This is a genomic window from Candidatus Binatota bacterium, assembly GCA_012960245.1.
Taxonomy (GTDB): domain Bacteria; phylum Desulfobacterota; class Binatia; order UBA1149; family UBA1149; genus UBA1149.
Genome location: DUBO01000051.1, coordinates 169,737 through 194,724 on the forward strand (window position 1 = coordinate 169,737; position 24,988 = coordinate 194,724).

General features: G+C 60.9%; 19 protein-coding genes. 13 read left to right on the forward strand and 6 right to left on the reverse strand.

Annotation, left to right across the window (positions count from 1 at the left end; genetic code table 11):
- The 12 genes from carB to dnaB all read left to right on the forward strand — a co-directional run bounded on the left by carB (window position 1) and on the right by dnaB (window position 16,281).
- On the forward strand, window positions 1-3,219 hold the full coding sequence (gene carB, locus EYQ35_10290; GenBank protein HIF64523.1) for a carbamoyl-phosphate synthase large subunit: 3,219 nt from the start codon (window positions 1-3) through the stop codon (window positions 3,217-3,219).
- Window positions 3,216-5,315, forward strand: coding sequence for an ATP-dependent DNA helicase RecG (gene recG, locus EYQ35_10295; GenBank protein HIF64524.1), 2,100 nt, complete (start codon window positions 3,216-3,218; stop codon window positions 5,313-5,315). Before carB ends, recG begins: the two co-directional genes overlap by 4 nt.
- A 94-nt stretch (window positions 5,316-5,409) precedes the next feature.
- The gene (locus EYQ35_10300) at window positions 5,410-6,612 is read left to right on the forward strand and encodes an alanine transaminase (GenBank protein HIF64525.1); all 1,203 of its coding nucleotides are present in this window, start codon (window positions 5,410-5,412) and stop codon (window positions 6,610-6,612) included.
- Window positions 6,609-7,931, forward strand: a complete 1,323-nt coding sequence (locus EYQ35_10305; protein ID HIF64526.1) for a homoserine dehydrogenase — start codon at window positions 6,609-6,611, stop codon at window positions 7,929-7,931. The genes EYQ35_10300 and EYQ35_10305 overlap by 4 nt, the downstream gene beginning before the upstream one ends.
- A 2-nt stretch (window positions 7,932-7,933) precedes the next feature.
- The gene (locus EYQ35_10310; GenBank protein ID HIF64527.1) at window positions 7,934-9,001 is read left to right on the forward strand and encodes a threonine synthase; all 1,068 of its coding nucleotides are present in this window, start codon (window positions 7,934-7,936) and stop codon (window positions 8,999-9,001) included.
- Between the two features lie 72 nt (window positions 9,002-9,073).
- Complete coding sequence (locus tag EYQ35_10315; GenBank protein ID HIF64528.1) at window positions 9,074-10,006, forward strand: fructose-bisphosphatase class II family protein; 933 nt, start codon at window positions 9,074-9,076, stop codon at window positions 10,004-10,006.
- 59 nt (window positions 10,007-10,065) lie between these two features.
- Window positions 10,066-11,709 (forward strand): methylmalonyl-CoA mutase, encoded by a 1,644-nt coding sequence (locus EYQ35_10320; protein HIF64529.1) that lies wholly within the window; start codon window positions 10,066-10,068, stop codon window positions 11,707-11,709.
- Between the two features lie 16 nt (window positions 11,710-11,725).
- Complete coding sequence (locus tag EYQ35_10325; protein HIF64530.1) at window positions 11,726-12,130, forward strand: cobalamin B12-binding domain-containing protein; 405 nt, start codon at window positions 11,726-11,728, stop codon at window positions 12,128-12,130.
- 34 nt (window positions 12,131-12,164) lie between these two features.
- Entirely contained in the window at window positions 12,165-13,349 is a 1,185-nt protein-coding gene (locus EYQ35_10330) for an acetyl-CoA C-acetyltransferase (GenBank protein HIF64531.1), read from the forward strand.
- On the forward strand, window positions 13,336-14,043 hold the full coding sequence (locus EYQ35_10335) for an HAD-IB family hydrolase (protein HIF64532.1): 708 nt from the start codon (window positions 13,336-13,338) through the stop codon (window positions 14,041-14,043). Before EYQ35_10330 ends, EYQ35_10335 begins: the two co-directional genes overlap by 14 nt.
- The gene (locus EYQ35_10340; protein HIF64533.1) at window positions 13,926-14,801 is read left to right on the forward strand and encodes a cobalamin-binding protein; all 876 of its coding nucleotides are present in this window, start codon (window positions 13,926-13,928) and stop codon (window positions 14,799-14,801) included. Before EYQ35_10335 ends, EYQ35_10340 begins: the two co-directional genes overlap by 118 nt.
- 91 nt (window positions 14,802-14,892) lie before the next feature.
- On the forward strand, window positions 14,893-16,281 hold the full coding sequence (dnaB, locus tag EYQ35_10345) for a replicative DNA helicase (GenBank protein HIF64534.1): 1,389 nt from the start codon (window positions 14,893-14,895) through the stop codon (window positions 16,279-16,281).
- A gap of 23 nt (window positions 16,282-16,304) precedes the next feature.
- Here dnaB and thiE read toward each other — a convergent pair whose 3' ends face one another.
- From thiE to EYQ35_10360, 3 genes are read right to left on the reverse strand one after another with little or no spacing between them, the layout of a single operon-like run.
- Complete coding sequence (gene thiE / locus EYQ35_10350; protein ID HIF64535.1) at window positions 16,305-16,940, reverse strand: thiamine phosphate synthase; 636 nt, start codon at window positions 16,938-16,940, stop codon at window positions 16,305-16,307.
- 6 nt (window positions 16,941-16,946) lie between these two features.
- A complete protein-coding gene (locus EYQ35_10355) occupies window positions 16,947-18,410 on the reverse strand; it encodes a sigma-54-dependent Fis family transcriptional regulator (protein ID HIF64536.1) in 1,464 nt (487 codons plus the stop codon).
- Window positions 18,403-19,548: a hypothetical protein gene (locus tag EYQ35_10360; GenBank protein HIF64537.1), complete on the reverse strand. Its 1,146-nt coding sequence runs from the start codon at window positions 19,546-19,548 to the stop codon at window positions 18,403-18,405. The genes EYQ35_10355 and EYQ35_10360 overlap by 8 nt, the downstream gene beginning before the upstream one ends.
- 62 nt (window positions 19,549-19,610) lie before the next feature.
- On the opposite strand from EYQ35_10360, the gene ispF reads away from it, so the two are divergent.
- On the forward strand, window positions 19,611-20,090 hold the full coding sequence (gene ispF / locus EYQ35_10365; GenBank protein HIF64538.1) for a 2-C-methyl-D-erythritol 2,4-cyclodiphosphate synthase: 480 nt from the start codon (window positions 19,611-19,613) through the stop codon (window positions 20,088-20,090).
- Window positions 20,091-20,119: 29 nt separating this feature from the next.
- On the opposite strand, the gene EYQ35_10370 is transcribed toward ispF, so the two are convergent.
- Genes EYQ35_10370 through EYQ35_10380 form a run of 3 tightly spaced genes read right to left on the reverse strand, consistent with a single transcriptional unit; the run spans window position 20,120 to window position 24,628 of the window.
- Window positions 20,120-21,535 carry a stage V sporulation protein R gene (locus EYQ35_10370; GenBank protein ID HIF64539.1) on the reverse strand — a complete coding sequence of 472 codons (1,416 nt, stop codon included), beginning with the start codon at window positions 21,533-21,535 and terminating at the stop codon, window positions 20,120-20,122.
- Entirely contained in the window at window positions 21,532-22,698 is a 1,167-nt protein-coding gene (locus EYQ35_10375; GenBank protein HIF64540.1) for a DUF444 family protein, read from the reverse strand. The genes EYQ35_10370 and EYQ35_10375 overlap by 4 nt, the downstream gene beginning before the upstream one ends.
- A gap of 10 nt (window positions 22,699-22,708) precedes the next feature.
- The gene (locus tag EYQ35_10380) at window positions 22,709-24,628 is read right to left on the reverse strand and encodes a serine protein kinase (protein HIF64541.1); all 1,920 of its coding nucleotides are present in this window, start codon (window positions 24,626-24,628) and stop codon (window positions 22,709-22,711) included.
- Between the last annotated feature and the right edge of the window lie 360 nt (window positions 24,629-24,988).

Below are 24,988 nucleotides of genomic sequence, written 5' to 3' on the forward strand. Positions count from 1 at the left end.
GTGCCGCGACGCGATGACATCTCGACGGTGATGATAATAGGGGCCGGCCCCATAGTGATTGGCCAGGCCTGCGAATTTGATTACTCGGGCACCCAGGCCTGCAAGGCGCTCAAGGAGGAGGGCTACCGGGTCGTCCTCATCAACTCCAACCCCGCCACCGTCATGACCGACCCCGGCTTTGCGGATCGCACCTACATAGAACCGGTTTCACTCGAGGCTGCGACTGCGATCATTGAAATCGAACGTCCGGACGCGATCCTGCCCACCATGGGAGGGCAGACCGCGCTCAACCTCGCCATTGAACTAGACGCTGCCGGCGTGTTTGAACGCTACGGGGTCGAAATGATAGGCGCGGGCATAGCGGCGGTGCGTAAGGCCGAGGACCGCGATCAATTCAAGGCGGCAATGGAAAAGCTGGGGCTCGACCTGCCCGGCAGTGGCTACGCTCGTTCGGTAGAAGAGGGCCTCGCTGTTCGCCGCGAGCTGGGCCTGCCCCTCATTCTCAGGCCGTCACGTACGCTGGGCGGCAGTGGTGCCGACATTGCCTACGGCGATGACGATTTTGAAACCAAGCTGCGCGCGGCCCTCGACGCGTCGCCGGTTGGGGAGTGCCTGGTGGAAGAGTCGGTGGAGGGTTGGAAGGAGTTCGAGCTCGAAGTCATGCGCGACTCTCGCGACAATGTCGTCATTATCTGCTCCATCGAAAACTTTGACGCCATGGGTGTGCACACGGGTGACAGCATCACGGTGGCCCCGGCGCAGACGCTGACCGACAAGGAGTACCAGCTCATGCGCGACGCGTCGATCGCTATTATCCGCGAGATCGGCGTCGACACAGGCGGTTCGAACATCCAGTTCGGGGTAAACCCCCGCGACGGTCGGCTCATTATCATCGAAATGAACCCCAGGGTTTCGCGTAGTTCGGCTCTGGCCAGTAAGGCCACCGGTTTTCCGATCGCGAAGATGGCAGCCAAGCTGGCGGTGGGTTTTACCCTCGACGAGATACGCAACGACATTACCAGGGAAACCCCGGCGAGCTTTGAACCATCGATCGACTACGTCGTCACCAAGGTCCCGCGTTTTACCTTCGAGAAGTTCAAGGACGCAGACGACAGGCTCACCAGCCAGATGAAATCCGTGGGTGAGGCCATGGCCATAGGCCGAACCTTCAGGGAGAGCCTTCACAAGGCCCTGCGTTCGCTGGAGACGGGTAGCTTTGGTTTCGAGGGCAGGGACGAAGAGGACATCGAAAGCCGTATCGCCGTGGCCAACAGCCAGAGGCCCTGGTATCTAGCCGAGGCCTTGCGGCGTGGCTGGAGCGTAGAAAAAATTCACGACCTGAGCGGTATAGACCCCTGGTTTTTGCGCAACATCGAAATGATCGTTGCGGTTGAGGGCGAGTTGACGGCGGCGGGCGACAAGCTCGACCGTGACCTGCTGGCGAGGGCGAGGCGCGATGGTTTTGCCGATGCGAGGGTCGCCGCGCTGACTGGCCTGTCCGAAAAAGAAGTCGCGGCGATGCGTTCCCGCTGGGGCCTCAAGCCCGTGTACAAGACAGTGGATACCTGCGCCGCCGAGTTCGAGGCCTTTACGCCCTATCTTTACTCGACCAGCGAAGAAGAAGACGAATCTTCACCGAGTGACAGGCGCAAGATCGTCATCCTCGGCGGTGGCCCCAACCGTATAGGCCAGGGCATCGAGTTTGATTACTGCTGTGTGCACGCATCCTTCGCCCTGAAAGAGGCGGGCTACGAAACAATAATGATCAACTGCAACCCCGAGACGGTGTCCACGGACTACGACACTTCGGACAGGTTGTACTTTGAACCACTGACACACGAGGACGTGCTCGCCATCGTGCAGCGCGAGAAGCCCGATGGCGTGATAGTGCAGTTCGGTGGACAGACCCCGCTCGGCCTGGCGCGGGGCTTGGAAGCCGCCGGGGTGCCGGTGATCGGTACTTCTCCCGACTCGATAGATCTCGCCGAGGACCGCGAGCGCTTCCAGGCGCTGCTCGAAAAACTCGAACTAAAGCAGCCGCCGGGTGGCATCGCGCGCAGCGTGGACGAAGCCGAGAAGGTTGCGCTGTCACTGGGCCTGCCGGTGTTGGTCAGGCCGTCCTACGTTCTCGGCGGTCGCGGAATGCAGATCGTTTACGAGGAGAGCCAATTACGGGAATTCGCGGCTCGGGCAATGGAGAGTTCGCCGGGACATCCGCTGTTGATAGACAAGTTTCTCAACCAGGCCATCGAGGTCGATGTCGACTCGGTGTGCGACGGCGAGCGCGTAGTCATCGGCGGCATAATGGAGCACATCGAGCAAGCCGGGGTGCATTCGGGAGACAGCGCCTGCTCGCTGCCTCCGTGGTCGTTGGCCGCCGATGTCATCGAAGAGATTTCACGGCAGACCCGCCTGCTCGCCCTCGAGATAGGCGTGCTTGGCCTCATGAACGTACAGTTCGCCGTGGTGGGCAGCGAGGTGTTCATACTCGAGGTAAACCCCCGCGCGTCGCGGACCGTGCCTTTCGTGTCGAAAGCAACTGGCGTGCAGCTGGCCAAGATCGCCGCGAGGGTTATGGCTGGAGAGTCCCTGGTCGAGCTGGGTTTTACCGAGCAGGTATTACCGCCCTACGTATCGGTCAAAGAAGCAGTGTTTCCCTTTCTCAAGTTTGCTGGCGTTGATACCTTGCTGGGACCGGAGATGAAGTCGACCGGCGAAGTAATGGGCATCGCGCCTACTTTTGGCGAGGCCTTTGCCAAGGCCCAGCTCGCGGGTGGCACTCGCTTGCCCACCGCCGGCACGGCGCTGGTGAGCGTGCGTAGTGAAGACAAGGTCTTCCTCGAGCCGGTGGCAAGGAGCCTGGTCGAATCGGGCTTGGACCTCGTGGCTACTTCTGGCACGGCCGACTACCTGCGCGGTCTCGGCATAGACTGCGCAGGCATCAACAAGGTCTACGAGGGCTCCCCCCACACGGTCGATATCATTGAGGAGGGCCGTGTTCAGCTGGTGGTAAATACCTCGAGCACCCCGCAAAGCGTCAAGGATTCCTACTCGCTGAGGCGGTCGGCCCTGGAGCTCGGCGTGCCGTACTTCACTACCCCGGCCGGGGCCGCCGCGGCCGCCGATGCGATCGCCGTTCTCAAGACCAAGAGTACGCCGACGGTTTATGCGTTGCAGGACCTCCACGCGGAGCTCCCTGGACGGGGAGAAGCCGGCTGACGGTGAAACTCGAAGACTCGTTGCAGTACTTCAAGGGGGTAGGCCCCAAGCGGGCCGAGCACCTCGCCGCGTCGGGATTCCAGACTCTCGAAGATCTTCTCTATCACCTGCCGTTTCGTTACGAGGACCGCCGCGTCGTAAGCCGGGTGACCGAACTGGTGGCGGGCAGGGACGTGACCCTGGTGGGTGCGATAAGCTCGATCAAGCTCAACAGCTGGGGAGGGAGGTCGCGGCGGCAGGTACTGAGGGCCACCTTTGTTGACGAGACCGGGCGCCTGCCCCTGGTCTGGTTTCACCAAGGTGACTGGTTTCGTAAGAAGCTCGAGGGTGCATCGAGCTGGTTGGTGCACGGCAGGGTGGAGGCCTCGAAGAAAGGCCCCTTGCAGATTGTCCACCCCGAGCTCGAAGCGCTTTCCAGCGACGATGATGCCGCGGAGGCTGCCAGGGTGGTGCCCGTGTACCAGAAGCCCGGCGAGATACCCGTGGCCACCATGCGGTCGATGGTTGAGCGCGCGGTGGTAGAGTGCTCGGATCTCGCGAAGAGCGTGCTGCCGGCTCCCGTAGAAGCCGACCTGTCGCTGTTGCCCCTTGCCGATGCGCTGCGGCAGGTCCATATGCCGGGTAGCTCTATAGACCCGGTGCAGTTGGCTGCGTTTGCCACCGATGGGCACCGCCGGCTGATACTCGAGGAACTTTTTGCCCTGCAGGTTGGTGTAAACCTGCGCCGCGTGGCCCGGGAGGCCGAGACCGGCCGAGCGCTGCCCCGCGCTGACCAGCTCGTGTCAGGCTTTCTTGAGGCGCTGCCCTTCAACGCTACTTCTGCCCAGTTGAGGGTGATCGATGAGATCGCCGAGGACATGGCCAGGCCGCGCCCGATGAATCGCCTTGTGCAGGGCGACGTGGGCAGCGGTAAGACGGTGGTGGCCTTCGCAGCTGCCTTGCAGGCTGTCGATGCCGGTACTCAGGTGGCGGTGATGGCACCGACAGAGCTGTTGGCCGAGCAGCACTTTCGCACAATGGAAACCTGGGCCGTTGAGCGGGGGGTTCGCATCGAACTCCTGACCGGTAGTCTTTCTTCGGGCCGTGCCGCTGCGACGAGAGAGCGGTTGCAGGCGGGCGATGTCGACCTCGTGGTCGGGACCCACGCGCTGTTGCAGTCCGGCACCGGGTTCGCCGCATTGGGCCTGGCAGTGATCGACGAGCAGCACAGGTTCGGCGTGCTCCAGCGTGCCGTGCTCAAGGAGGCTGCCGCTGACACGCTACTGTTGTCGGCCACGCCCATTCCCCGCACGATGGCGCTTACTCTATACGGCGATGTGGACTTGTCTCTGCTCGATGAAATGCCGCCGGGGCGTAAAACGATTGTCACCCGTGTGCTTCGACAACACGACGTAGGGCATCTTTTCGAGCGTATGGCCGCGCAGATGAAGGAAGGTCGCCAGTGTTACATTGTGTACCCGCTGGTCGAAGAGTCCGAGAACGTCGATCTCGAAGACGCCAGCGGCATGGCCGAGAAACTTCGCACCGGGGTTTTTCGTGATTTTGAGGTTGGCCTGCTGCACGGACGGATGAAGGCAGACGAGAAGAACGAAGTCATGAGGGGCTTCCAACGTGGCGATATCAAAGTGCTGGTCGCGACCACGGTCATCGAGGTGGGCATAGACGTTCCCAACGCCGGCATCATGGTAGTAATGCACGCCGATCGTTTTGGCCTGGCCCAGCTGCACCAGCTCCGCGGCCGGGTGGGGCGGGACAACGAGCAGGCTTACTGCTGCCTGGTGACCGACGAGCGCCTGGGCCGGGATGCCTGGGAACGGCTCAAAGTGATGGAAAACAGCAGCGATGGTTTCGAGATAGCCGAGGCCGATCTGCGCATCAGGGGCCCCGGCGAGTACCTTGGCACCAGGCAGGCCGGGGTCCCTGCTTTCAGGGCAGCCAACCTGGCCAGGGACGAGGAACTGCTGCTGTTGGCGCGCGATAAGGCCCGGCAGTGGCTCGAGCAGGATCCGGGGCTCAGCGATCCGCGCTCGTCTGAACTACGAAAATCATTGACTAACCGCTGGGGAGACAGCCTCGCACTGGCCGAGGTCGGTTGAACCCACCCCCCTTTGAACTATAAAATCCTTTCAGCGTCTATTTAAAGAGGCGCGGGGCGGGCGAGCGGCGCTGCGGCTGGGACGGGCATTTACGGTGAACTACGATTTTAAGAGAATAGAGAGGCTCCCACCCTACGTTTTTAACGCGGTGGGTGAGCTCAAGGCCCAGGCCCGCAGCCGCGGTGAGGACATCATCGACTTCGGCATGGGCAACCCTGACCAGGGCACACCAGCGCATATCGTCGAGAAGGCCATAGAAGCCATCGCTAAACCTGCCAATCACCGTTACTCGGTTTCGAGGGGGCTGTACAAGCTGCGCCTCGCCGCCTGCGCCTGGTACAAGCGCAAGTGGGACGTTGAGCTGGACGCGGACAGCGAGATGATCTGTACCATGGGGGCCAAGGAGGGCCTGGGCCACCTCGTCTTGAGCATTGCCGGACCGGGGGACGTGGTACTGTGCCCGTCACCCACCTATCCCATACACCAGTACTCGGTGATCATTGCAGGTGCCGATCTCAGGCACGTGCCGCTCATTCCCGGGCAGGATTTTTTCGAGGCACTGACGGAGGCCATCAGGGAGACCTGGCCACGGCCGAAAGCACTGATCGTCAGTTTTCCGTCCAACCCGACCACCGAGGTGGTCGAGCTGGATTTCTTTGAAAAGCTTGTCGAGCTGGCCCGGGAGTATAATTTCCTGGTCATTCACGACAACGCTTATGCCGAACTCACCTTCGACGGCTACGAGGCCCCCAGCTTTCTGCAGGTGCCGGGTGCCCGTGAAGTGGGGGTGGAGTGCTACACGCTGTCGAAGACATACAACATGCCGGGCTGGCGCGTTGGTTTCGTGGCCGGCAACCAGCAGATGGTGGCAGCCCTGACCAGGCTCAAGTCCTACTACGACTACGGGATGTTTGCTCCCATCCAGGTAGCGGCGATACAAGCACTCAACGGGCCACAGGACTGCGTGGAAGACATCCGCCAGCTTTACAAGCAGCGGCGAGATTCGCTCTGCCGTGGGCTTTCGCGCATCGGCTGGGAGGTGCCGCCGCCGCAGGCGACCATGTTCGTGTGGGCGCACATCCCCGAGGAGTTCAGGCACCTGGGTTCGATGGAGTTTTCAAAGTACCTCCTGGCGGAGGGCAAGGTAGCCGTGTCGCCGGGCATAGGCTTTGGCCCCTACGGGGACGAGTACGTGCGCTTTGCTCTGATCGAAAACGAGCAGCGTACGCGCCAGGCCATGCGAGGAATCAAGAAGGCGCTCGACCAGGGGCCCGACAAGGCAGGGAGGGGGTCATGAAACGAGGAGTCGGCGTAGGCGTAATCGGTTACGGGACCATAGGTGCCGGTGTCGTGAGGCTGCTGCGGCAGCGTGCGAAGGCCCATGAGGACAGGCTGGGGTATCCCGTTCGACTGGCCCGCGTCGCCGACCTCGACACCAGCAGCGACCGCGGCATCAAGCTGCCCAAGGGAGTTCTCATAGACGACGCGAGGGCTCTCATCGACGACCCCTCGGTGAACGTCGTCGTTGAGCTCGTGGGCGGCGTGGAGCCAGCGCGCACTTTTATCCTCGAGGCCCTGCGCGCCGGCAAGCACGTGGTCACCGCTAACAAGGCCCTGCTCTCGGAGCACGGGGTCGCACTGTCCAGGGAAGCCGAGAAACGTGGCCTGCTTCTTGGCTTCGAAGCCAGTGTGGGCGGTGGTATTCCCATCGTCAGGACGATCAAGGAGTCACTAGCGGGCGATACCAACGAGGAGGTCTACGGCATCCTCAACGGCACGGCCAACTACATTCTCAGTGCCATGAGCGACGGCGAAGGTGAGTTCGACGAGGTACTGGCCAGGGCCCAGGCAATGGGACTTGCCGAGGCTGATCCCAGCTACGACGTTGACGGCATAGACTCGGTGCACAAGCTGGTGATCCTCGTTGGCCTGGCTTTCGGCAAAAAGATCAAGGCACGTTCGGTTCACGTGGAAGGAATACGCAGCGTGAGCAGCAAGGAGATCGCCTACGCCCGCGAGTTCGGCTACCGCGTAAAACTTCTGGCTGTCGCGCGCGATACACCGGCGGGAGTGGAGGCCAGGGTTCACCCGGCGATGGTGCCCGAGTCCCACCTGCTCGCCCAGGTGTCGGGAGCCTACAACGCGGTCTGCATCAAGGGGCGCGCACTGGGCAACTCGGTTTACTACGGGCAGGGGGCCGGCATGATGCCGACCGCCACGGCGGTGCTCGGTGATGTTCTCGAGGCCGCGCGTTCACTGCGCGATGAAAGACCGCCTTCGAGTGAGCCCTGGGGACAGCCGCTGGCCCGACTATCGTCGGCGCGGGTTATACCGATGGGGGATACCGCCCACGAACACTACCTGCGCTTGACGGTGGTGGATAAACCCGGCGCCCTGGCCCGTATATCCAGTATACTGGCAGACGAGGGTATCGGTATTGCTACCTTGTCCCAGCACGAAATCGAGACCAGGGGCGCGGTGCCGGTAGTCCTCAGGACCCACCGTTCTGCCGAGTCGGCGATGAAGCGGGCCTTGGCCAGGGTGGGGCGCCTGCGCGATAATCGCGCGAAACCGGTACTACTGAGGGTGGAAGAGGGCCTGGGCGGCCGCGAATAACAATGGCTTGGAACGGATTGGTTGATCGTTATCGCGACAGGTTGCCTGTAGGCGATGCACCCGCGGTAACCCTGCTCGAGGGGAACACTCCCTTGATCGAGGCTCCGCGGCTCGCCTCGGCTCTCGGGCTGGGCAAGGACGGCCTCGATGTCAGGGTGCTGCTCAAGTACGAGGGGCTCAACCCTACCGGCTCATTCAAGGATCGCGGCATGTGCGTGGCCATGACCGTGGCCGTTGCCCAGGGGGCCACGGCCGTCATTTGCGCGTCCACGGGCAACACCTCGGCAGCGGCCGCTGCCTACGCAGCACGAGCGGGGTTGAGCGCTTTTGTTATCGTTCCCGAGGGCAACATTGCCCTTGGTAAGCTCAGCCAGGCCGTTATCCATGGCGCCACCGTGCTGGCCGTCGATGGCAACTTTGACGATGCCTACAGGGTCGTTTCGGGCGTGGCGGAGCTTCGCGATGTAACCGTGGTGAATTCTATCAACCCCGACAGGTTGCAGGGGCAGAAAACGGCGGCGTTCGAAATATGCGAGGTGCTGGACGCTGCGCCCGATTATCACTTTCTGCCGGTGGGCAACGCGGGTAACATCACTGCCTACTGGATGGGCTACCGCGAGTACTACGAGGCGGGGATTTCTGCTGGCCTGCCGCGCATGATGGGCTTCCAGGCTGCTGGTGCTGCACCGATAGTTGAAGGCCATCCGGTGGCAGATCCCAGCACCCTGGCTTCGGCCATACGCATCGGTAACCCGGTTAGTTGGAAAAAAGCTGAGGCAGCGCGCGATGAATCGGGCGGCGTTATAGAAGCCGTCACCGACGACGAGATACTCGAAGCCTACAGCCTGCTGGCTTCAAGTGAAGGGGTGTTCGCCGAGCCGGCTTCGGCGGCTTCGGTGGCGGGCCTTCGTAAGCTCGCCCAGGAAGGCCGGATTGATGAAAAAACTACGGTAGTCTGCACACTTACGGGGCACGGTCTGAAGGACCCCGATAACGCTATAGCCGTTTGTCCGACTCCCCTGCGGGTTCCGGCAGACGTCGATAAGGCCTTGGTGGCGATGGGCCTGTAGTTCAGCCCCCCGGCTCTTCAGGCACGGAGGTCGGGCGGCTATAATAACTGTAGCCATAATTCCGGGGAACACATGGAACGTAATCTTGCACTTGAACTCGTCCGCTTGACGGAAGCTGCGGCGCTGGCGGCTGCGCGCGAAAACGGGCGCGGCGACGAGATGGCGCCCGAACGTCTCGCGGCCACGGCCATCGAGACCAACTTTTCTGCGCTGGGGGTTAAGGGCGAAATCGTCGTGGGCAGCGGCCAGGGCGGGGTGTTGGCCACGGGTTCTACCCTCGGTGAAGAGGGCGAAGAAGTAGACGTTGCCGTCAATCCCCTTGAGGGCGGAATCAGTTGTGCGCTGGGCGGCCCGAACGCAATGTCGGTTGTGGCGATAGCCAGTCGGGGCGGCTTTCTGCGGACTCCGCCTAACAGCTACATGGAAAAGATCGCCACCTCTGCCGATGGCGCCGGCGTCGTCAGCCTCGACCAGGCGCCCGCTGTTAACCTGGGTCGTCTTGCCGAGCGTAGGGGGGTGTACGTAGAAGACCTCACGGTCGTAATTCTAGATAGACCACGTCACGACGACCTCATCGAGGAAGTGAGAGCGGCCGGGGCCAGGGTCAAGCTCATACCACACGGCGACGTGGCAGCCGCCATGGCAGCGGCGGGACCGCTTGGCGAGTCAGGCGTCGACATTCTCATGGGCGAGGGCGGCGCGGCGCAGGGAGTTCTCTCGGCTGCTGCAATTCGCTGCATGGGAGGCGTGATGCAGTGCCGTTTTCGTGTGCGTGGACCGGGTGAAGCCGAGCAATTGAGACAGGCGGGGGTTAAGGATCCCGGCCGCCTGCTCGACCTTGAAGACATGGCGGGGGGAACGGTCATGTTTGCTGCCAGCGGCGTGACCGACGGCGAGTATCTCAAGGGCGTCGCGATCAGCCACTCGGTCGTCATGAGAAGCGAGAGCAGCACCATACGGCAGTTGCAGACCAGCCACCGTTTCGATTACCGTCCCGACTACTAAACTCCTCGGAACCGGCGCCTGGGCGAGGACCTTTTTCTCGCTAGCTACACGAGCGGTTCGTGGCTATAGTGCGCGCTGTTTCAGAGGTGGGTATTAAAGAAGACAGTGAGTTAACGAGTCCGTCCTGCGGCGAAGCTGGCGCGAGCCTGCTCTCGGGTATAGGGGTCCACGCCGAGTACACTGCTGACGACGTCGATGCGCCGGGCGAAGGTCCAGGCGAGTATCCGTTTACGCGCGGTATACACCGCGACATGTACCGTGGACGCACCTGGACCATGCGCCAGTTTGCTGGATTCGGTTCAGCCCGCGATACCAACCGACGTTTTCATTACCTGTTGGCCCAGGGACAGCAGGGACTTTCTACCGCTTTCGATATGCCCACCTTGATGGGCTACGACCCCGATTCTCCGCGTTCGCTGGGCGAGGTCGGCCGTGAGGGCGTTTCGGTGGCTACGATCGACGACCTGGATCTTCTGTTCGAGGGCATCGACCTGGGCGCTGTCACCACCTCGATGACGGTAAATTGTACGGCTCCGATACTGCTGGCGATGTACGTTGCCTTGGCCGATAGGCGTGGCATCCCGAGGGCCCGACTCGGTGGCACCCTGCAGAACGACATGCTCAAGGAATTCATTGCCCAGAAGGAGTGGATTTCTCCGCCCGCGCCTTCCATGCGACTGGTAACCGACGTGATCGAGTTCTGTTCGAACGAACTCCCTCGTTGGAACCCGGTGTCGATCTCGGGCTACCACATCAGGGAGGCCGGGGCGACGGCCGTGCAGGAGCTGGCATTTACCCTCGCCGACGGAATCGGTTACGTGCAGGCGGCCGTTGACAGGGGATTGGACCCCGAGGTTTTCGGCCCGCGCCTGTCCTTCTTTTTCAATGTCCACAATGACTTCCTGCAGGAGATAGCCAAGATCCGCGCGGCGCGACGCATGTGGGCTTCGATCATGCGTGACCGCTTTGGTGCCAGCAGCGACCGTGCCTGCCTCATGCGCACACACGCACAGACTTCGGGAGTTTCGCTCACCGCCCAGCAGCCGCTGAACAACGTCGCGCGCGTGGCCTTGCAGGCACTCGCCGCGGTACTGGCCGGAGTGCAATCGCTGCACACCAACTCGCTGGACGAAACCCTGGCCTTGCCCAGCGAGGAAGCCGCCACAGTGGCACTGCGTACCCAGCAGATCATAGCCGAGGAAACCGGCGTGGCGGCAACGGTAGATCCTTTTGGCGGTAGCTACGCAATGGAAGCCATGACCGACGCGATGGAAAGCGAGGCGAACGCGATAATAGAGCGCATAGACCAGGCCGGTGGAATCCTGGCCGCGGTAGAGGCCGGCTATCCACAACAGGAAATTGCTGAATCGGCCTGGAAATTTCAGAAAGCCATGGAACGGGGCGAGTATGTCACGGTGGGGGTCAACGCGTACTCCGGCGAATCAGCCGGATCGCCGGTAGAAACCCTGGACCTGGGCAGCGAAGTGGAAAAAAACCAGGTAGAGCGCGTGATCGCTACGCGGGCCTCTCGAGATGCTTCAAGGGCTGCTTCGGCACTGGCCGAGCTGGGCCAGGCTGCGCGTTCCGAGCGTAACATGATGCCCCCGATGGTCGAGGCAGTGGACGCGTGTTGTTCTATTGGGGAAATATCGGATATCTTCCGTTGCGAGTTCGGGGTCTACAGCGACCCCGCTTGGACCTGAGGAAAACGGAACGCCATTGGCAGAACGACGTCATCGCATACTTGTAGCCAAGCCCGGCCTGGACGGACACGACCGTGGGGCAAAGATAATCGCGCGAGCCCTTCGCGACGGGGGGTTCGAAGTCATTTACACGGGCTTGCACCAGACACCTGAAATGATCGCTGAGACCGCAGTGCAGGAAGACGTGGACGGCATAGGCTTGTCGATACTTTCGGGCGCTCACATGACCTTGTTCCCGCAGCTTCTCAAGGAACTCGAAAAACGCGGGGCGGGCGAAGTCGTTGTGTTCGGCGGGGGAATCGTCCCCGATTCGGATATCGAAGAATTGAAGAAAATGGGCGTCAAGGCCGTGTTCACACCGGGTGAGAGCACGGAGAACATAGTCGAATGGGTACGGGCCAACGTGGCCGACGCCGCTTAGGCGGGCCGTCCCCTCAATCAGAACGGAGGACCAAGTGTCGAGAACAGTTATCGTCAGCGCGGCGCGTACCGCGATAGGAACTTTTGGTGGAGCATTGGCTAATACCAGTGCCACTGACCTGGGTGGGCTTGCCTGCGCCGAGGCCCTGAAAAGGGCCGGTGTAGATGCCGGCGCCGTTGACGAGGTAATACTCGGCAACGTACTCGCAGCCGGGCTGGGGCTCAACCCCGCCAGGGTCGCCGCGCTCAACTCGGGCATTCCCCGGGAGGTCCCCAGCTTCGGGGTCAACAAGGCTTGTGGTTCGGGCCTCAAGGCCGTGCACCTGGCCGCGCAGTCGATCGCCTGTGGTGATGCCGAGGTGGTTGTAGCCGGTGGCATGGAAAACATGACGCTGACTCCCTATATGCTTCCCAAGGCACGCTTCGGCTATAGGCTGCAGAACGGGGCGGTCGTGGATTCGATGATCAACGACGGGCTCACCTGCCCGATAACTAATGTTCACATGGGTATCACGGCCGAGAACGTCGCCGAGAAATACGGTATTTCGCGTGAGGCCCAGGACGAGTTTGCCGCGGCCAGCCAGAATAAAGCGGGAAAGGCCCAGTCATCGGGTGCTTTTGACGACGAGATATTCGGTGTGGAGCTGGTGCAGAAGAAAGGCGAGCCGATAGTCTTTGACAAGGATGAGCACCCGCGGCCTGAGACCACTGCTGAATCCCTGGGTCGCCTGCGAGCGGCCTTCAAGCCCGACGGGGGTACGGTGACGGCGGGTAACGCGTCGGGTATCAACGACGGAGCGGCGGCGCTGGTCGTCATGTCCGAAGAACGCGCCAAGGCCGATGGGTTGGAGCCGCTGGCGGTCATACGTTCAGCAGCCTCGGCGGGCGTGGATCCGGCCATCATGGGCATGGGGCCCTGGCCCGCCAGCGAGAAGGCGCTCGAAAAAGCCGGCCTCGCCGTTGGCGATATCGGCCTGTGGGAGCTCAACGAGGCTTTCGCGGCCCAGTCGTTGGGAGTTCTGGCCGAGCTCAAGATCGACGCCGAGCTGGTCAACGTCAACGGTGGAGCGGTGGCGCTGGGACATCCCATCGGGGCCAGCGGGGCGAGGGTGCTCGTGACCCTGCTGCACGCCATGAAGAACAGGGATGTCGCGCTTGGGCTGGCCTCGTTGTGTATTGGCGGTGGACAGGGCATCGCCATGATAGTTGAGCGGGTCTGACAAACAGCCCGGCCCGCCCTCGAAGGCGGTAGCCTTTTTTGACGTGGACGGGACACTGCTGGTGTCCCAGTCGGCGACTCTCTTTATTCGTTATCTCTGGCGGGAGGGCCTGATCGGGGTTGTCGATCTCGTCCGCATGGGCTGGGGATATGTGACCTACAGGTTCGGTTTCTTCAACCTGACCCTCGCGGCTGATTTTGCTTCCAACCTGCTGCGCGGTCTCGAAGAAACCGACATCATCAAGAGGTGCCAGGCTTGGTACCAGGACGATGTTCGACAGCATTACAACCAGGCGGTGTTGGCTCGACTCAAGTGGCACCAACAGCGGGGTCATAGGGTCGTGTTACTATCGGGTGCGAGCACCTACCTGTGCGGCCTCGTGAGTGACGATATCGACGCCGACGACTACATAGCCAACGAGTTCGAGATAAGCGACGGTGTATTTACCGGGAAGGCCAAGCGCCCGTTCTGTTACGGTGAAGGCAAGCTGACGCGTGCCCGGCAGTGGGCCGACGAAGAGGGTGTAAACCTGGCGGACTGTTATTACTACGGTGACTCGATAGGGGATCTGCCGGTATTGAGCGAAGTGGCGCATCCCTGCGTCGTCAACCCCGACCCCAGGCTCAGGGTCGAAGCTCGCCGCCGGGGCTGGCAGGCCATCGACGACAGCACCCGCTGTCTACCCACCCAGTGACCCGCGAAACGCCGAACCGGGTGGTAAGCCTGGTACCCAGCCTGACGGAATCCGTCGTCTTCCTGGGCGCTGGCGAACGGCTGATCGGCCGCACACGCTACTGCGTGGAACCGGCCGGAGCCCTGGCCCACGTACCCACCCTCGGTGGAACCAAGGATCCGGCGGTGGAGGACATAGTGGCCCTGTGCCCGGACCTGGTGCTCGTGAGCGCCGAAGAAAACCGTATCGAAGATGTTGAGCGACTGTCCTCGGCGGGGCTCAGGATAGAGAACTACCATCCGCGAAGCGTTGACGACGCTGCTGCTGCGATGCAGCGGCTGGGCGAGAGCCTGGGCAGGCCAGAGCCGGCCATGGAGCTTGCGCGGAGCTGCCGAAAGGCTGCGGCGCTGGTCCGTGACGGATTTAAACGAAGAGGGGTCAGGACTTTCTGTCCCGTGTGGAGACGCCCGTGGATGACTTTTGGAAAGGCCGTGTACGTTGCTGACCTGCTCAGGACCGTGGGCTGCGAGAATATTTTTGACGATGTAGAAAGCGACTGGTTCGAGGTCTCCCTCGAGGACGTTGTCGAGCGCCGGCCGGACCTGGTCCTGCTGCCCGATGAGCCTTACGCTTTCAGCTCCGCCCACGCCGACGAACTGAGCCTGGCGGGATTAGAGCTGCCGGTCGTCTTCATAGACGGCAAGGACCTGTCGTGGTACGGGCCTCGGCTGCCCGGCGCTCTGCAGCGCCTGGCAGGCCTGGTCGCGGGGGCCGTCTGAGTGACCAGCTGCTCGAGACAGTGGGGATGCGCACAGAAACCGCACAAGGGCCATTGCTTGCGACGTCCGCTGGTTGAAAAGGTAGGGTAGTATGAGTCGAAACGAACAGCCATTTCTGAGGGTTCCCCCTCACAGCCTGGAGGCCGAGGAATCGGTCGTCGGCGGTATCCTGATTGACAACGAGGCCTTTGACCGCGTCGCTGACGTCATTACCCACGAGGATTTTTACGTCGAGCGCCTCGCGCTGATCTATTCGGCCATGGTTCATCTCAGCCACGAAGGCAGGCCTATGGACATGGTGACGGTCTCCGACGTGCTCAAGCAACGCGGATCACTGATCAAGGTGGGTGGCGTGGCTTACCTTGCCGAGCTCACTGAGAAGGTTCCTAGCGCGGCCAACGTAGAGTACTACGGCAAGATCGTGGCCGAGAAATACACAACCCGAAGGTTGATACGGGTCGCAGCCCAGATCAGCGAAGACGGCTACTCTGATCAAGGAGATACCGCCAACTTTCTCGACCAGGCCGAGCAATCAATATTCGAAGTCTCCAGTGCCGGGTTCAAATCTATTCCTGAACGCATTGACACCCTGCTGGCTGACGCGGTCGAGCGGGTCGACATGTTGCAGAATCGTGACGACGACGTGACAGGTGTTGGCAGCGGGTTTGCAGAACTCGATCGCCTGACAGCAGGATTCCAGCCTTCTGACCTGATTATCATCGCCGGCCGCCCCAGCATGGGAAAGACTGCATTCTGTCTCAACATTGCCGAGTACGCCGCCCTGGAGCGACAGACTGGCGTGGTTGTTTTCTCCATGGAGATGTCAAAGGAACAGATCGCCATGCGCATGTTGTGCTCGGCGGCAGAAATTGACCTGGGCGCCGCGCGTACCGGGCGGCTGAAGGATAGTGACTTCAAGAAGGTGGCCCTGGCGGCGGGTCGGCTCGGGACTGCCCCGATTTACATCGACGATACCGCGGGCATGACCGTTACCGAGCTGCGTGCGAAGGCCCGGCGCCTGGCGCGGACGCCGGAGTTGAATCTCGGGCTCGTCATTGTTGACTACTTGCAGCTCATGCACGGGGTAGGTGGAGAGGACAGCCGGGAGCAGGAAATATCGGCGATATCCCGGGCACTGAAGGGACTCGCAAAGGAGCTTTCCCTACCGGTCATAGCGCTTTCACAACTCAACCGGCAGGTAGAAACCAGGCAGGACAAGCGTCCGTTGATGGCCGACCTCAGGGAATCGGGAGCTATCGAGCAGGACGCCGACGTGATCGGTTTCATCTACCGGGACGAGCAGTATCACCCTGATTCGCCGGACGTGGGTACCGCCGAAGTGATAATCGGTAAACAGAGAAACGGCCCCACCGGAGTAGTGAGGGTGGCGTTCAGGAAGGAGTGCGCCCGCTTCAGTAACCTGTCGCGCAGAGATGCTCCGGCTGGTTACTACACCGAGGATGCTCAATACCCGCAATAGTAAGCCGCTTCCAGGCTACCTTCTCAGGAGGAAAGCTCAGCGAGCCACCGCCTGGCGAGCTGGCCAGGGGCACGAGCTTGTTCGAGCTCGCTGATGACCGCTGACGCTACGGCTCCGGCCGAGCGTATCGAGGGTGCGAGTTCCAGGGTGATACCGCCGATGGCGACGACCGGCAATGGACTCAGCTTGCAGACCCGGGCGAGCGCGTCGATGCCCCTCGCACTACGTACGCCCGCCTTGGTGGGGCTCTCGAAGACGGGACCGAAGGCGAGGTAGTCGGGTCTCGCATCGGCAGCTGCAGACCAGCCGCGTTCGGCCTCGGCGAGCTCGTGGCTCGAAAGGCCTATGATGGCCTCGGTGCCGAGGATGGCGCGGGCTTCCTCCACCGGCAGGTCATCCTGCCCCAGGTGTACGCCTGCTGCGCCCGAGGCCAGGGCGACGTCAACGCGGTCGTTGATGAGCAGGCTGCAACCCAACGGTTGCAGTGCCTCAACCAGTTGCGAGGCCAGTCTGCTGTAGTTCCCCGTGCCGGCGGTTTTACAGCGCAGCTGCATCAGCGTTACCCCGGCTTCGGCCAGTGCGACGGCCAGTGATAGTGAGGTAGCGCCGTCGCCGTCGTCGAGCAGGTTGACGACTGGGTAGAGACAGGCGAGTTTCAACGGGTATCAGTTCCTGTCGCCGAAAGAGCGCAGGTCAATGCCGAGGTCGGTGATTTTTTTACGCAGGGTATTCCGGTTTATACCCAGCATCCTGGCCGCGTGCAGTTGGTTTCCGCCCACTCGTTCGAGGACGACCTCTATCAGCGGTTTTTCTACCAACTCAAGGACCCGTGGGTGCAGGTCACCGGGTGGCGATTCGCCCTGACGGTCGAGATACTCGCGTAACTTGACGACCATTATTTCATCGAGCGACAACGAATGGTAGTCGTTGGTCTCGCGGCGGCCGCTGAAGGGCAGGTCTTCAGTCGTGAGTAACCGTGAAGGAGCCATGGCCGCTGCGCGCACGAGCACGTTCTCAAGTTCGCGCACGTTGCCAGGCCAGTCGTGGGCGATCAGGCTTGAGAGTGCGTCGGGAGACAGGCCGCGGATCGCGAATCCATGTTCCCGGTTGATGTTGTCCAGGAAATAGTCGACCAGGCTGGGAATGTCTTCGCTGCGCTCACGCAGGGGGGGGACGTCGATGACAACGACATTGAGCCGGTAGTACAGGTCCTCGCGAAATCGGCCCTGGCTTACGGTTTTTTTGAGAACCTGGTTGGTGGCGGCCACTATACGACAGTCGGCCGCGATGGTTTCGTGTCCACCAACGCGATTGAACTCTTTCTCCTGCAGTACGCGTAGTAACTTGGACTGGAGGGCGAGCGGCATCTCGCCGATTTCGTCGAGCAACAGCGTGCCGCCACGAGCCTGCTCGAACTTGCCCCGGCGCAGTTCGGATGCCCCTGTGAAAGCCCCTCTCTCGTGGCCGAACATCTCGCTTTCCAGCAGATCGTCGGGAATGGCACTGCAGTTCACCGCTATAAAAGGCCCCAGCCAGCGGTTGGACCAAGCGTGAATCGCCCGAGCTATACGCTCCTTCCCGGTTCCGCTCTCTCCTTGCAGGAGCACCACGGCGCTGCTGTCGGCTACCCTTCCAATGGTCTTGTAAACTTCCTGCATGGGCGGCGACTGGCCCACTATTTCGACACCCGGTTCGTGCTGGGAGCGCTCGCGGTTGCGCAGACTGTCGAGTTCGGACTGCAGGGCGCGTCGCTGCATTACGTTGCGGGTGAGCAGGCGAATCTTGTCAAGGTCAAAGGGCTTGGTTACGTACTCGTAGGCGCCGGCTCGGGTTGCCTCGATGGCGTTGGCCACTGTCGCCCGCCCGGTGATGATGACAACCGCGAGGTCGGATTCTCTCTCGACAATTTTTGCCAGCACGTCGAAGCCGTCGATACCGGGCAGGTTTATGTCGATAAAGGCTATGTCGAACGAAGTTTCGAGTATCGCGGCGAGGCCGCTTTCGCCGTCACCGAAGGCCAGTACTTCGTGGCCGTCAGCGGTCAGAGCGTCGGTGATGACGAGCCGGATATCGGGCTCGTCATCTATGACAGCGATTCGCGCGGGTTTTGTAGTCGTGGCGCTATCCATCAATTGAGTTTACCGCTACAGGCAGGTGAACAGTGAAGCAGGCACCCCCGGTCGGCCGGTTGTCAGCCCTTATTGTCCCGCCGTGGGCAGCGACGATGTTGCGGGTTATGGCCAAGCCGAGGCCGTGGCCGTCTTTTCGTCCGCTATAAAAGGGGGTGAACATGTTTTGCTGGGTTTGTTCGTCCAGCCCGCAGCCGTCGTCAATTACGTCCACTTTTACGTAATGCAATTTTCCGCTGTCGTTGGCAACGTAGAAGCTGTTGTCGATGGCCGTCTTCACGGTTACGTGGCCGGCGCCGGGCTGGCAGGCAGAGACCGCGTTGGACACCAGGTTGAGAAACAATACCTGTAGATGCTCGGCATCTCCAAGGACGTCGGGAAGGCTGGGGTCAAAGAGGCGTTCGATGGTCAGCTGTCGTCCGGATAGCGCCATTTCCTGCAGCTCGATGACCTGGTTCAGCACCCGGTGGATGTTGGTAGCCCGTGGCTTGGGCACCGGGGCTTCGAGCTCCATGAGGATTTGCGAGAGTTCGCCCATGCGGTCCACCTGCCGGAGTATGATGTCGCAGTATCCCGCAATTCTCTCGTCACCGGCTGCCCGGTCTTTTACCAACTGCGCGGCGCCGCGTATGCCCGAGAGCGGGTTGTTAAGTTCGTGTCCGATGGAGGCCACGAGGCGGTCCATTTCGGCCATCCTGTTTTTTTCATGGTTGGTGCTCTCAAGCGCCGCGCTGGCGGCGGTCTCGTGGAGAACCAGCACGGTGGCGTCGTCGGGTGCCGGCAAAGACGCTACCGAGGCATTGACGGATTGCGCTGCCCGGTCGGCTTTCGGCCCGTCGTCCAGCGATCCGCTGCCCCTGGCGCTGGCTTGTCCATTGGCCGAGTCGCAGCGCTCCACCAGGGTGCCGATCCAGTGCCCGTCGCCGAATACCTCGGTGCAGTTTCGCCCCGTCAGCCTGGCAAGTGAAGACCCGAGTAGCGTCTCCGCGGCTGGGTTTGCCCAGCAACAGCAGAGCTGTCTATCAAAAATGACCACGGCATCGGGCAGCGCTACGAGAGTGGGGTTGTCGTAGTGGGCGCGAGTTGCCTGGGCGGGCTGTGCTCTTTGTCGGGGCAATTGGAGATTCCTGCCGGACATGAAAAAGAGGGGGTCGACCCGGCCAACCGTCGGATGCTACCATGTAGCCGGATGGCAGACCAGTGAGGGTAGGGCAGGGATACGACATACATCGCCTCGCGCATGGCAGGCCGCTGGTGCTGGGCACCCTGCGGCTCCAGGCAGACCGAGGCTGCGAGGGCCATTCCGACGGTGACCCGGTGGCCCATGCGGTGTGCGACGCCATACTCGGTGCGCTGGCCCTCGGCGACATGGGTATCTGGTTTCCCTCGAGCGACGAACGCTGGAAAGATGCCCCGTCGTCCTTGTTCCTGGTCGAGATCAAGAAGCTGATCGCGGAGCGTGGCGCGAGGTTGCTCAACGTTGACGTAACCGTCGTCCTGGCCGAGCCGCGGCTGGCTGGTCACCTGTCTGCCATGCGCGAAGCGCTGGCCGGTCACCTTGGTTGCGATCACTTCCGCGTGTCGGTCAAAGCCAAATCTGGTGATGGACTGGGTGCCGCGGGTCGAGGCGAAGCTATCGAAGCCATGGCGGTCGCCCTGGTCGAAACGAGGGAAGATTGATTACTGCGGTTTATTGCGGCTGACTAACGTCAGGTGCTCTCAGCCGAAAAACCATCTTCACTGCAGTGCAGTCGGGCCGGTTTTTGGTTGAGCACCGTGTCCAGTAACACGTCTCGCCCCCAGAGAGTTCGCAGCAGTTCCATCGTTGCTCGCGCATGGGGCAGCTCGAGTTCCTGTCCCTGGTAACGGTGGACCAGTTGCAGTTGTCGCGAACCCTGGAAGTCGGCGTCTGTAATTTCGATGACGGGCAGTGACCCCGTACCCACCGAAGCCACCAGGGAGTCACGGACTGACTCCCAACCCTGCTCGTCCGCAACCCTGGTCACGACCGTGTCACGGCCTTTTTCGGCGAACTCGAAAAGTCCCAGGTCTCTGACGAGATCGCGATCAAGAAACCTTCTCAGAAACGAACTATCGCGGTCCGTTTCCCTGGCCGTGAACAGGGATTGGTGGCCCGCATTTCGCCGGCGGTGGTCGATCGGTCCGTCACCTTCCTCGCGCTCGTAGATGGCTTGCCAGATTCGGAAGCCCACGTGGTAGGGGTTGATGCCACCGGGGTGGGGACGGATGACCTGGTTGTGATTGATCATGAATTCGAGTCTCAAATCCTCGGGCAAGCCGAGTTCGGACATGATCTGGTAGTGCCAGTAACTGGCCCAGCCTTCGTTCATTATCTTGGTTTCCATCTGCGGGATGAAGTAGTGGGCCTGCTCGTGGACGATGGTGAGGATATCCTTCTGCCACTCGGCGAGATAAGGATTGTAGTCACGGATGAACAGGAGAAGGTCGGGCTCCGGCTCCAATGGTATGCGACTCAGATCGGGATCTTCTTTGCAGCGCGGAGCGTGGATCGAAGCGTTTCGATCCGCTGGGGGCGTGGCAATATCAATCGCGCGTTGCAGTTGTTCGGACCTCGTCGTTTTGCGTATCGACATATTTCTACGGCAGTTGAAAGCCAGCGCGTGGGCAGCGTCGAGCGTCGCTTCGACGGCAGTCGGCCCCGCAGCCGGGTCCTCCACGTAGGAGCGAATACGCTCGGCGTGCGATTTGAAGCGGGCCACGGTGTGCTGGGGTTCGGTGTCTCCGAAGGTGCTGTTGTTGCGAAAGAAATCGTTGTGGCCGTACACGTGGGCCATGGTGAGTATGTTAAGGCCCAGTGAGTTGTCGCGCATGAGGTAGGCCAGCGACGGGTCTGAGTTGATTACCATCTCGTAGGGAAGGCCCGATACGCCGTGGTCGTAGAGGGTCTTTTGCTTTTCGAAGGACTTACCGAAAGACCAGTGGGGGTACTGCGACGGCATGCCAGAGTAGGCCATGTAGCCAAGCATGTCGTTGTGGTCGCAGATCTCGAACTCCTGGGCGTAGCACTCCAGGCCGAAGGCGTCTACCAGTTCGACGATCCGATCGTCCCACTCCCTGAGCTCATCCAGTCCGGCGTGACTCACGCGGCCTCCTCCTCGGCCCCTAGGAAGGCCTTGAAGGCTGGCCAGACGTCTTCTTTGCCCTCGATCAAAACCGAGCGAAAATTGGAGGCGGTGACAGCTTTGAAAATATCGATCAACGAGTTGCCGTAGGCGCTGGCGCGCTGGGGCTTGATCTCCCCGTAGCCAAACATATTGCAAGCATCGCAGAGTTTCTGAGCGCTCTTTATGGCGTCGGGGTTGTCACTGGCAAAGTTGTCACCGTCCGAACAGTGAAAAGCGTACACGTTCCAAAGGTCAGGGTGGTAACGATCGACGATGATCTCCAGCGCCTTGTTGTAGCCCGACGAAACGAAAGTGCCGCCAGATTCTCCCTTGTGGAAGAACTCGTCTTCGGTGACTTCCCGCGCGTCGATGTCGTGTGAAAGAAAGATCACGTCGACTTTCTCGTAGCGCCTTGCCACGAACTGGTAGAGCATGAAGAAGAAACTACGGGCGAGGTATTTCTTGGTGGTGCCCATCGAGCCCGAGGTGTCCATAATACAGAAGACCACGGCGTTGGACTCCTTGTGTATCTCGGTAGTCCTGTGGCGGTAGGACAGGTCCTCGGCGCGAAAGGGCATGCGCTCTCCGCCGGCATCAGTGGCCCGGCTGCTCGCGGACAGGCTCCTGCGTATCTTGTTGCGCGCGGTGCGGCGGCGGTCGAGCTTCACCCTCAGTCCTACTTTTCTGTACCCCTTTCGCTTGGTGTTACGTAACGATTCTATCGAGCTCATTTCTTTGCGCTCGAGGTCGGGAAGGTTCAGGTCCTCGAACATCATGTCGATGAGCTCGTCGAGGGTAATGTCGGTCTCGTAGTAGTCTACGCCGGGCTCTTCGCCTGCCTGTCCCGGTTTTCCCTCGGTGCTGTCGGGCTTGCGCGCAATGACGTCTCCCTCTGCAAGGTCATCGCTAGCTCCTTCGCCCACGGACTGGTGGTTTTCGCCGTGTACGAAACGATATTCCTTTATCCCGCGAATGGGGACCTTGACCACCTGGTCGCCGGATCGGCCGATTATGGATTCATCGGCGACGATATCGCCGATGTTGTCCATGATGGAGCGGCGCACCTTCTGGCGATGGCGCAGTCGGTCACCAGCGCTTCGGTCCGACGACTCCCGCGAAGCGGGGCGAAAGATCGCGCCCATCGTGCCGCTCCTAGTCTTTCCAGAGGTTATTGGCGGCGTACTTGAGGACGGTGTCTACGCAGTGCTTGCAGTAACCGTTTTCCATCAGGTTGGTCGCCATGGCGTCGTATTTGTCGTTCTGTTCTTCGTCCCTGGTAGTGGCTCGCGTGACTATCCGGCTCAGTTCCCTAACCGACGCCATCAGTTTCTTTTCGATCGCTTGCCTCAGTGGTTCGTAGCTCGAATAGTTTATCGTGTTGCCACGGCGGCTGTTGGACCAGAGGTAGGAAATGACGTCTTGTCTGAATCCCTCGGCTGCCGAGCCGATGATGGCTATCTGCTCCTCGATGGATTTCATGAAACCCTCGTCGGGTTCGAGCTCTTCGGAGGTGTTCGAGTCCCGGACCTTGGCCTTGTTGACGAAAGCCTCTGCGTGGTCGAGATAGTTCTGGAACAACGATTCGGCCTGCTCGCTGTACGAGTAGACGAAGGCCTTGGTGATCTCCTTCTCCAGCAGCAGCAGGTATTCCTTGTGGAGGGTGTTCTGCAGGAGCTCGAGATATTGCTTGCGAATGTCGTCCGGGAAGTCGGCCTCCCTGACCATGTTCACGAGCGCTTCGCGTACGGTGATCGGGTTAATGCAGCGCGCGTCCACGTGGTCGGATAGGGCGTTGTCCAGCGCCTTGAGACTGAAGCGGGTAGATATACCGTCCATGCCTTCGCGCTTGGCGTCCTCCTTGAGCTCGTTCATGTCGATCTTCTTGGTGCGACCCTTTTCGACGACTTCGTCTCCGTCGTAGATCTTGAGCTTGGTAAGAAGGTCGCACTTCGCGGTGGGCTCAAGGCGCGACAAAACCGCAAACATGGCCACCAGTTCGAGCGTATGCGGTGCGACGTGGGCTCTGAAATCCGAGTCCTGTAGGATCTTCTGGTAAATCTTTACTTCCTGCGACAGCTGCAGGTTGTAAGGTACCTTGATCACCACGATGCGGTCGAGAATGGCCTCGTTGGTGTGATCGGAACGAAAACGCTGCCACTCGGCCTCGTTAGAATGGGCCGCTATTACCGTGTCTACGTAGACCATGCCGTGACGACCGGGAGCCGGAATTACTTTTTCCTGGGTGGCGGTGATCATCGCGTGGAGGTACTCGGTGTCGTTCTTGAAAACCTCGATGAATTCACAGACTCCACGGTTTGCCACGTTCAGGGCGCCATTGAGGTCGAGTACCCGGGGGTCTCCTTCCGAGTAAAGATCGAGCTTTGAGATGTCCTCGCTGCCGATCAGCACCGAGGTGTCCTGGTTGTTCGGGTCTACCGGTGGCACGACTCCGATGCCGACCCTGGCGCGCTTGGAGAAAGTCACGGTTTTCACCGGCACCTCTTCGTAACGGCCGCCGTACTCTTCTTCGAGCCTGTAGCTGCAGACCGGGCAGAGCTCGCCCTCGATGCTCACGTTCAGCATTTTCTCAAATTCCCGCCGGAGATGCTTCGGTATGAGGTGCAGGGGCTCCTCGTGCATGGGGCATCCTTCTATCGCAAAAATTGGCGGCCCGGTTTCCAGCGTTGCCTCGAGTTTTTCGACCAGCGAGGTCTTGCCCGAACCAACTGGTCCCATGAGGTAGAGCACTTGTCGTGACTCTTCTCCCTTGTGAGCAGCGGAATGAAAGTAGCGTACGATCTGGCTGATAACGCGGTCGATGCCGAAGAACTCCTCGGAGAAGAATGCATAAGTTTTCTCCGATCGGCCACCGGGCGCGTCGTTCTCGCCGGGCTCGTGCTCCGAGACCCCGGCTCCCACAAGGGCATCGTAGACACGGGAGTGGGCGAGCTTGGTTATGGTCGGATCGCGGCGTACTTCTTCGAGGTAGTCGAGCAGGCTTCCGTTCCACTCGCGATGGGTCGTGGTCGCCCGGTCTCGCTTGATGATTTGTTCGAATTCCTGGTCGCTCATCCGATCACACCTCCCGGTGGTAGTGGCACCCTCGCATCATCAATTACCATTCCCGGTAGAAGCGCCCCTTACACCAAAAAGTATGCGCCCCCCGGCCCCTGCGGGCAAGGATGTAAAAGCGCGAGCCGCTCAGCGGGTCTTGTTCCGCTGCGATTACGCGATGCATCACCGAGAGCGTTTGAAAACAAAAACGGCTTTTTCTTAGAGAAGGCCATGGCAAATCGGGGAATTGCGAGGTGAACAGAAGTTTTCTTGGTAGCTGACCCCAATGAGAGTTTGTGAGCAGGCCTCGCCACAAAATAGAGCCTGCCGCATATGATGTGCTATCTCGACCAAGGGGGGGGGGGCGAAAGGGGGGGC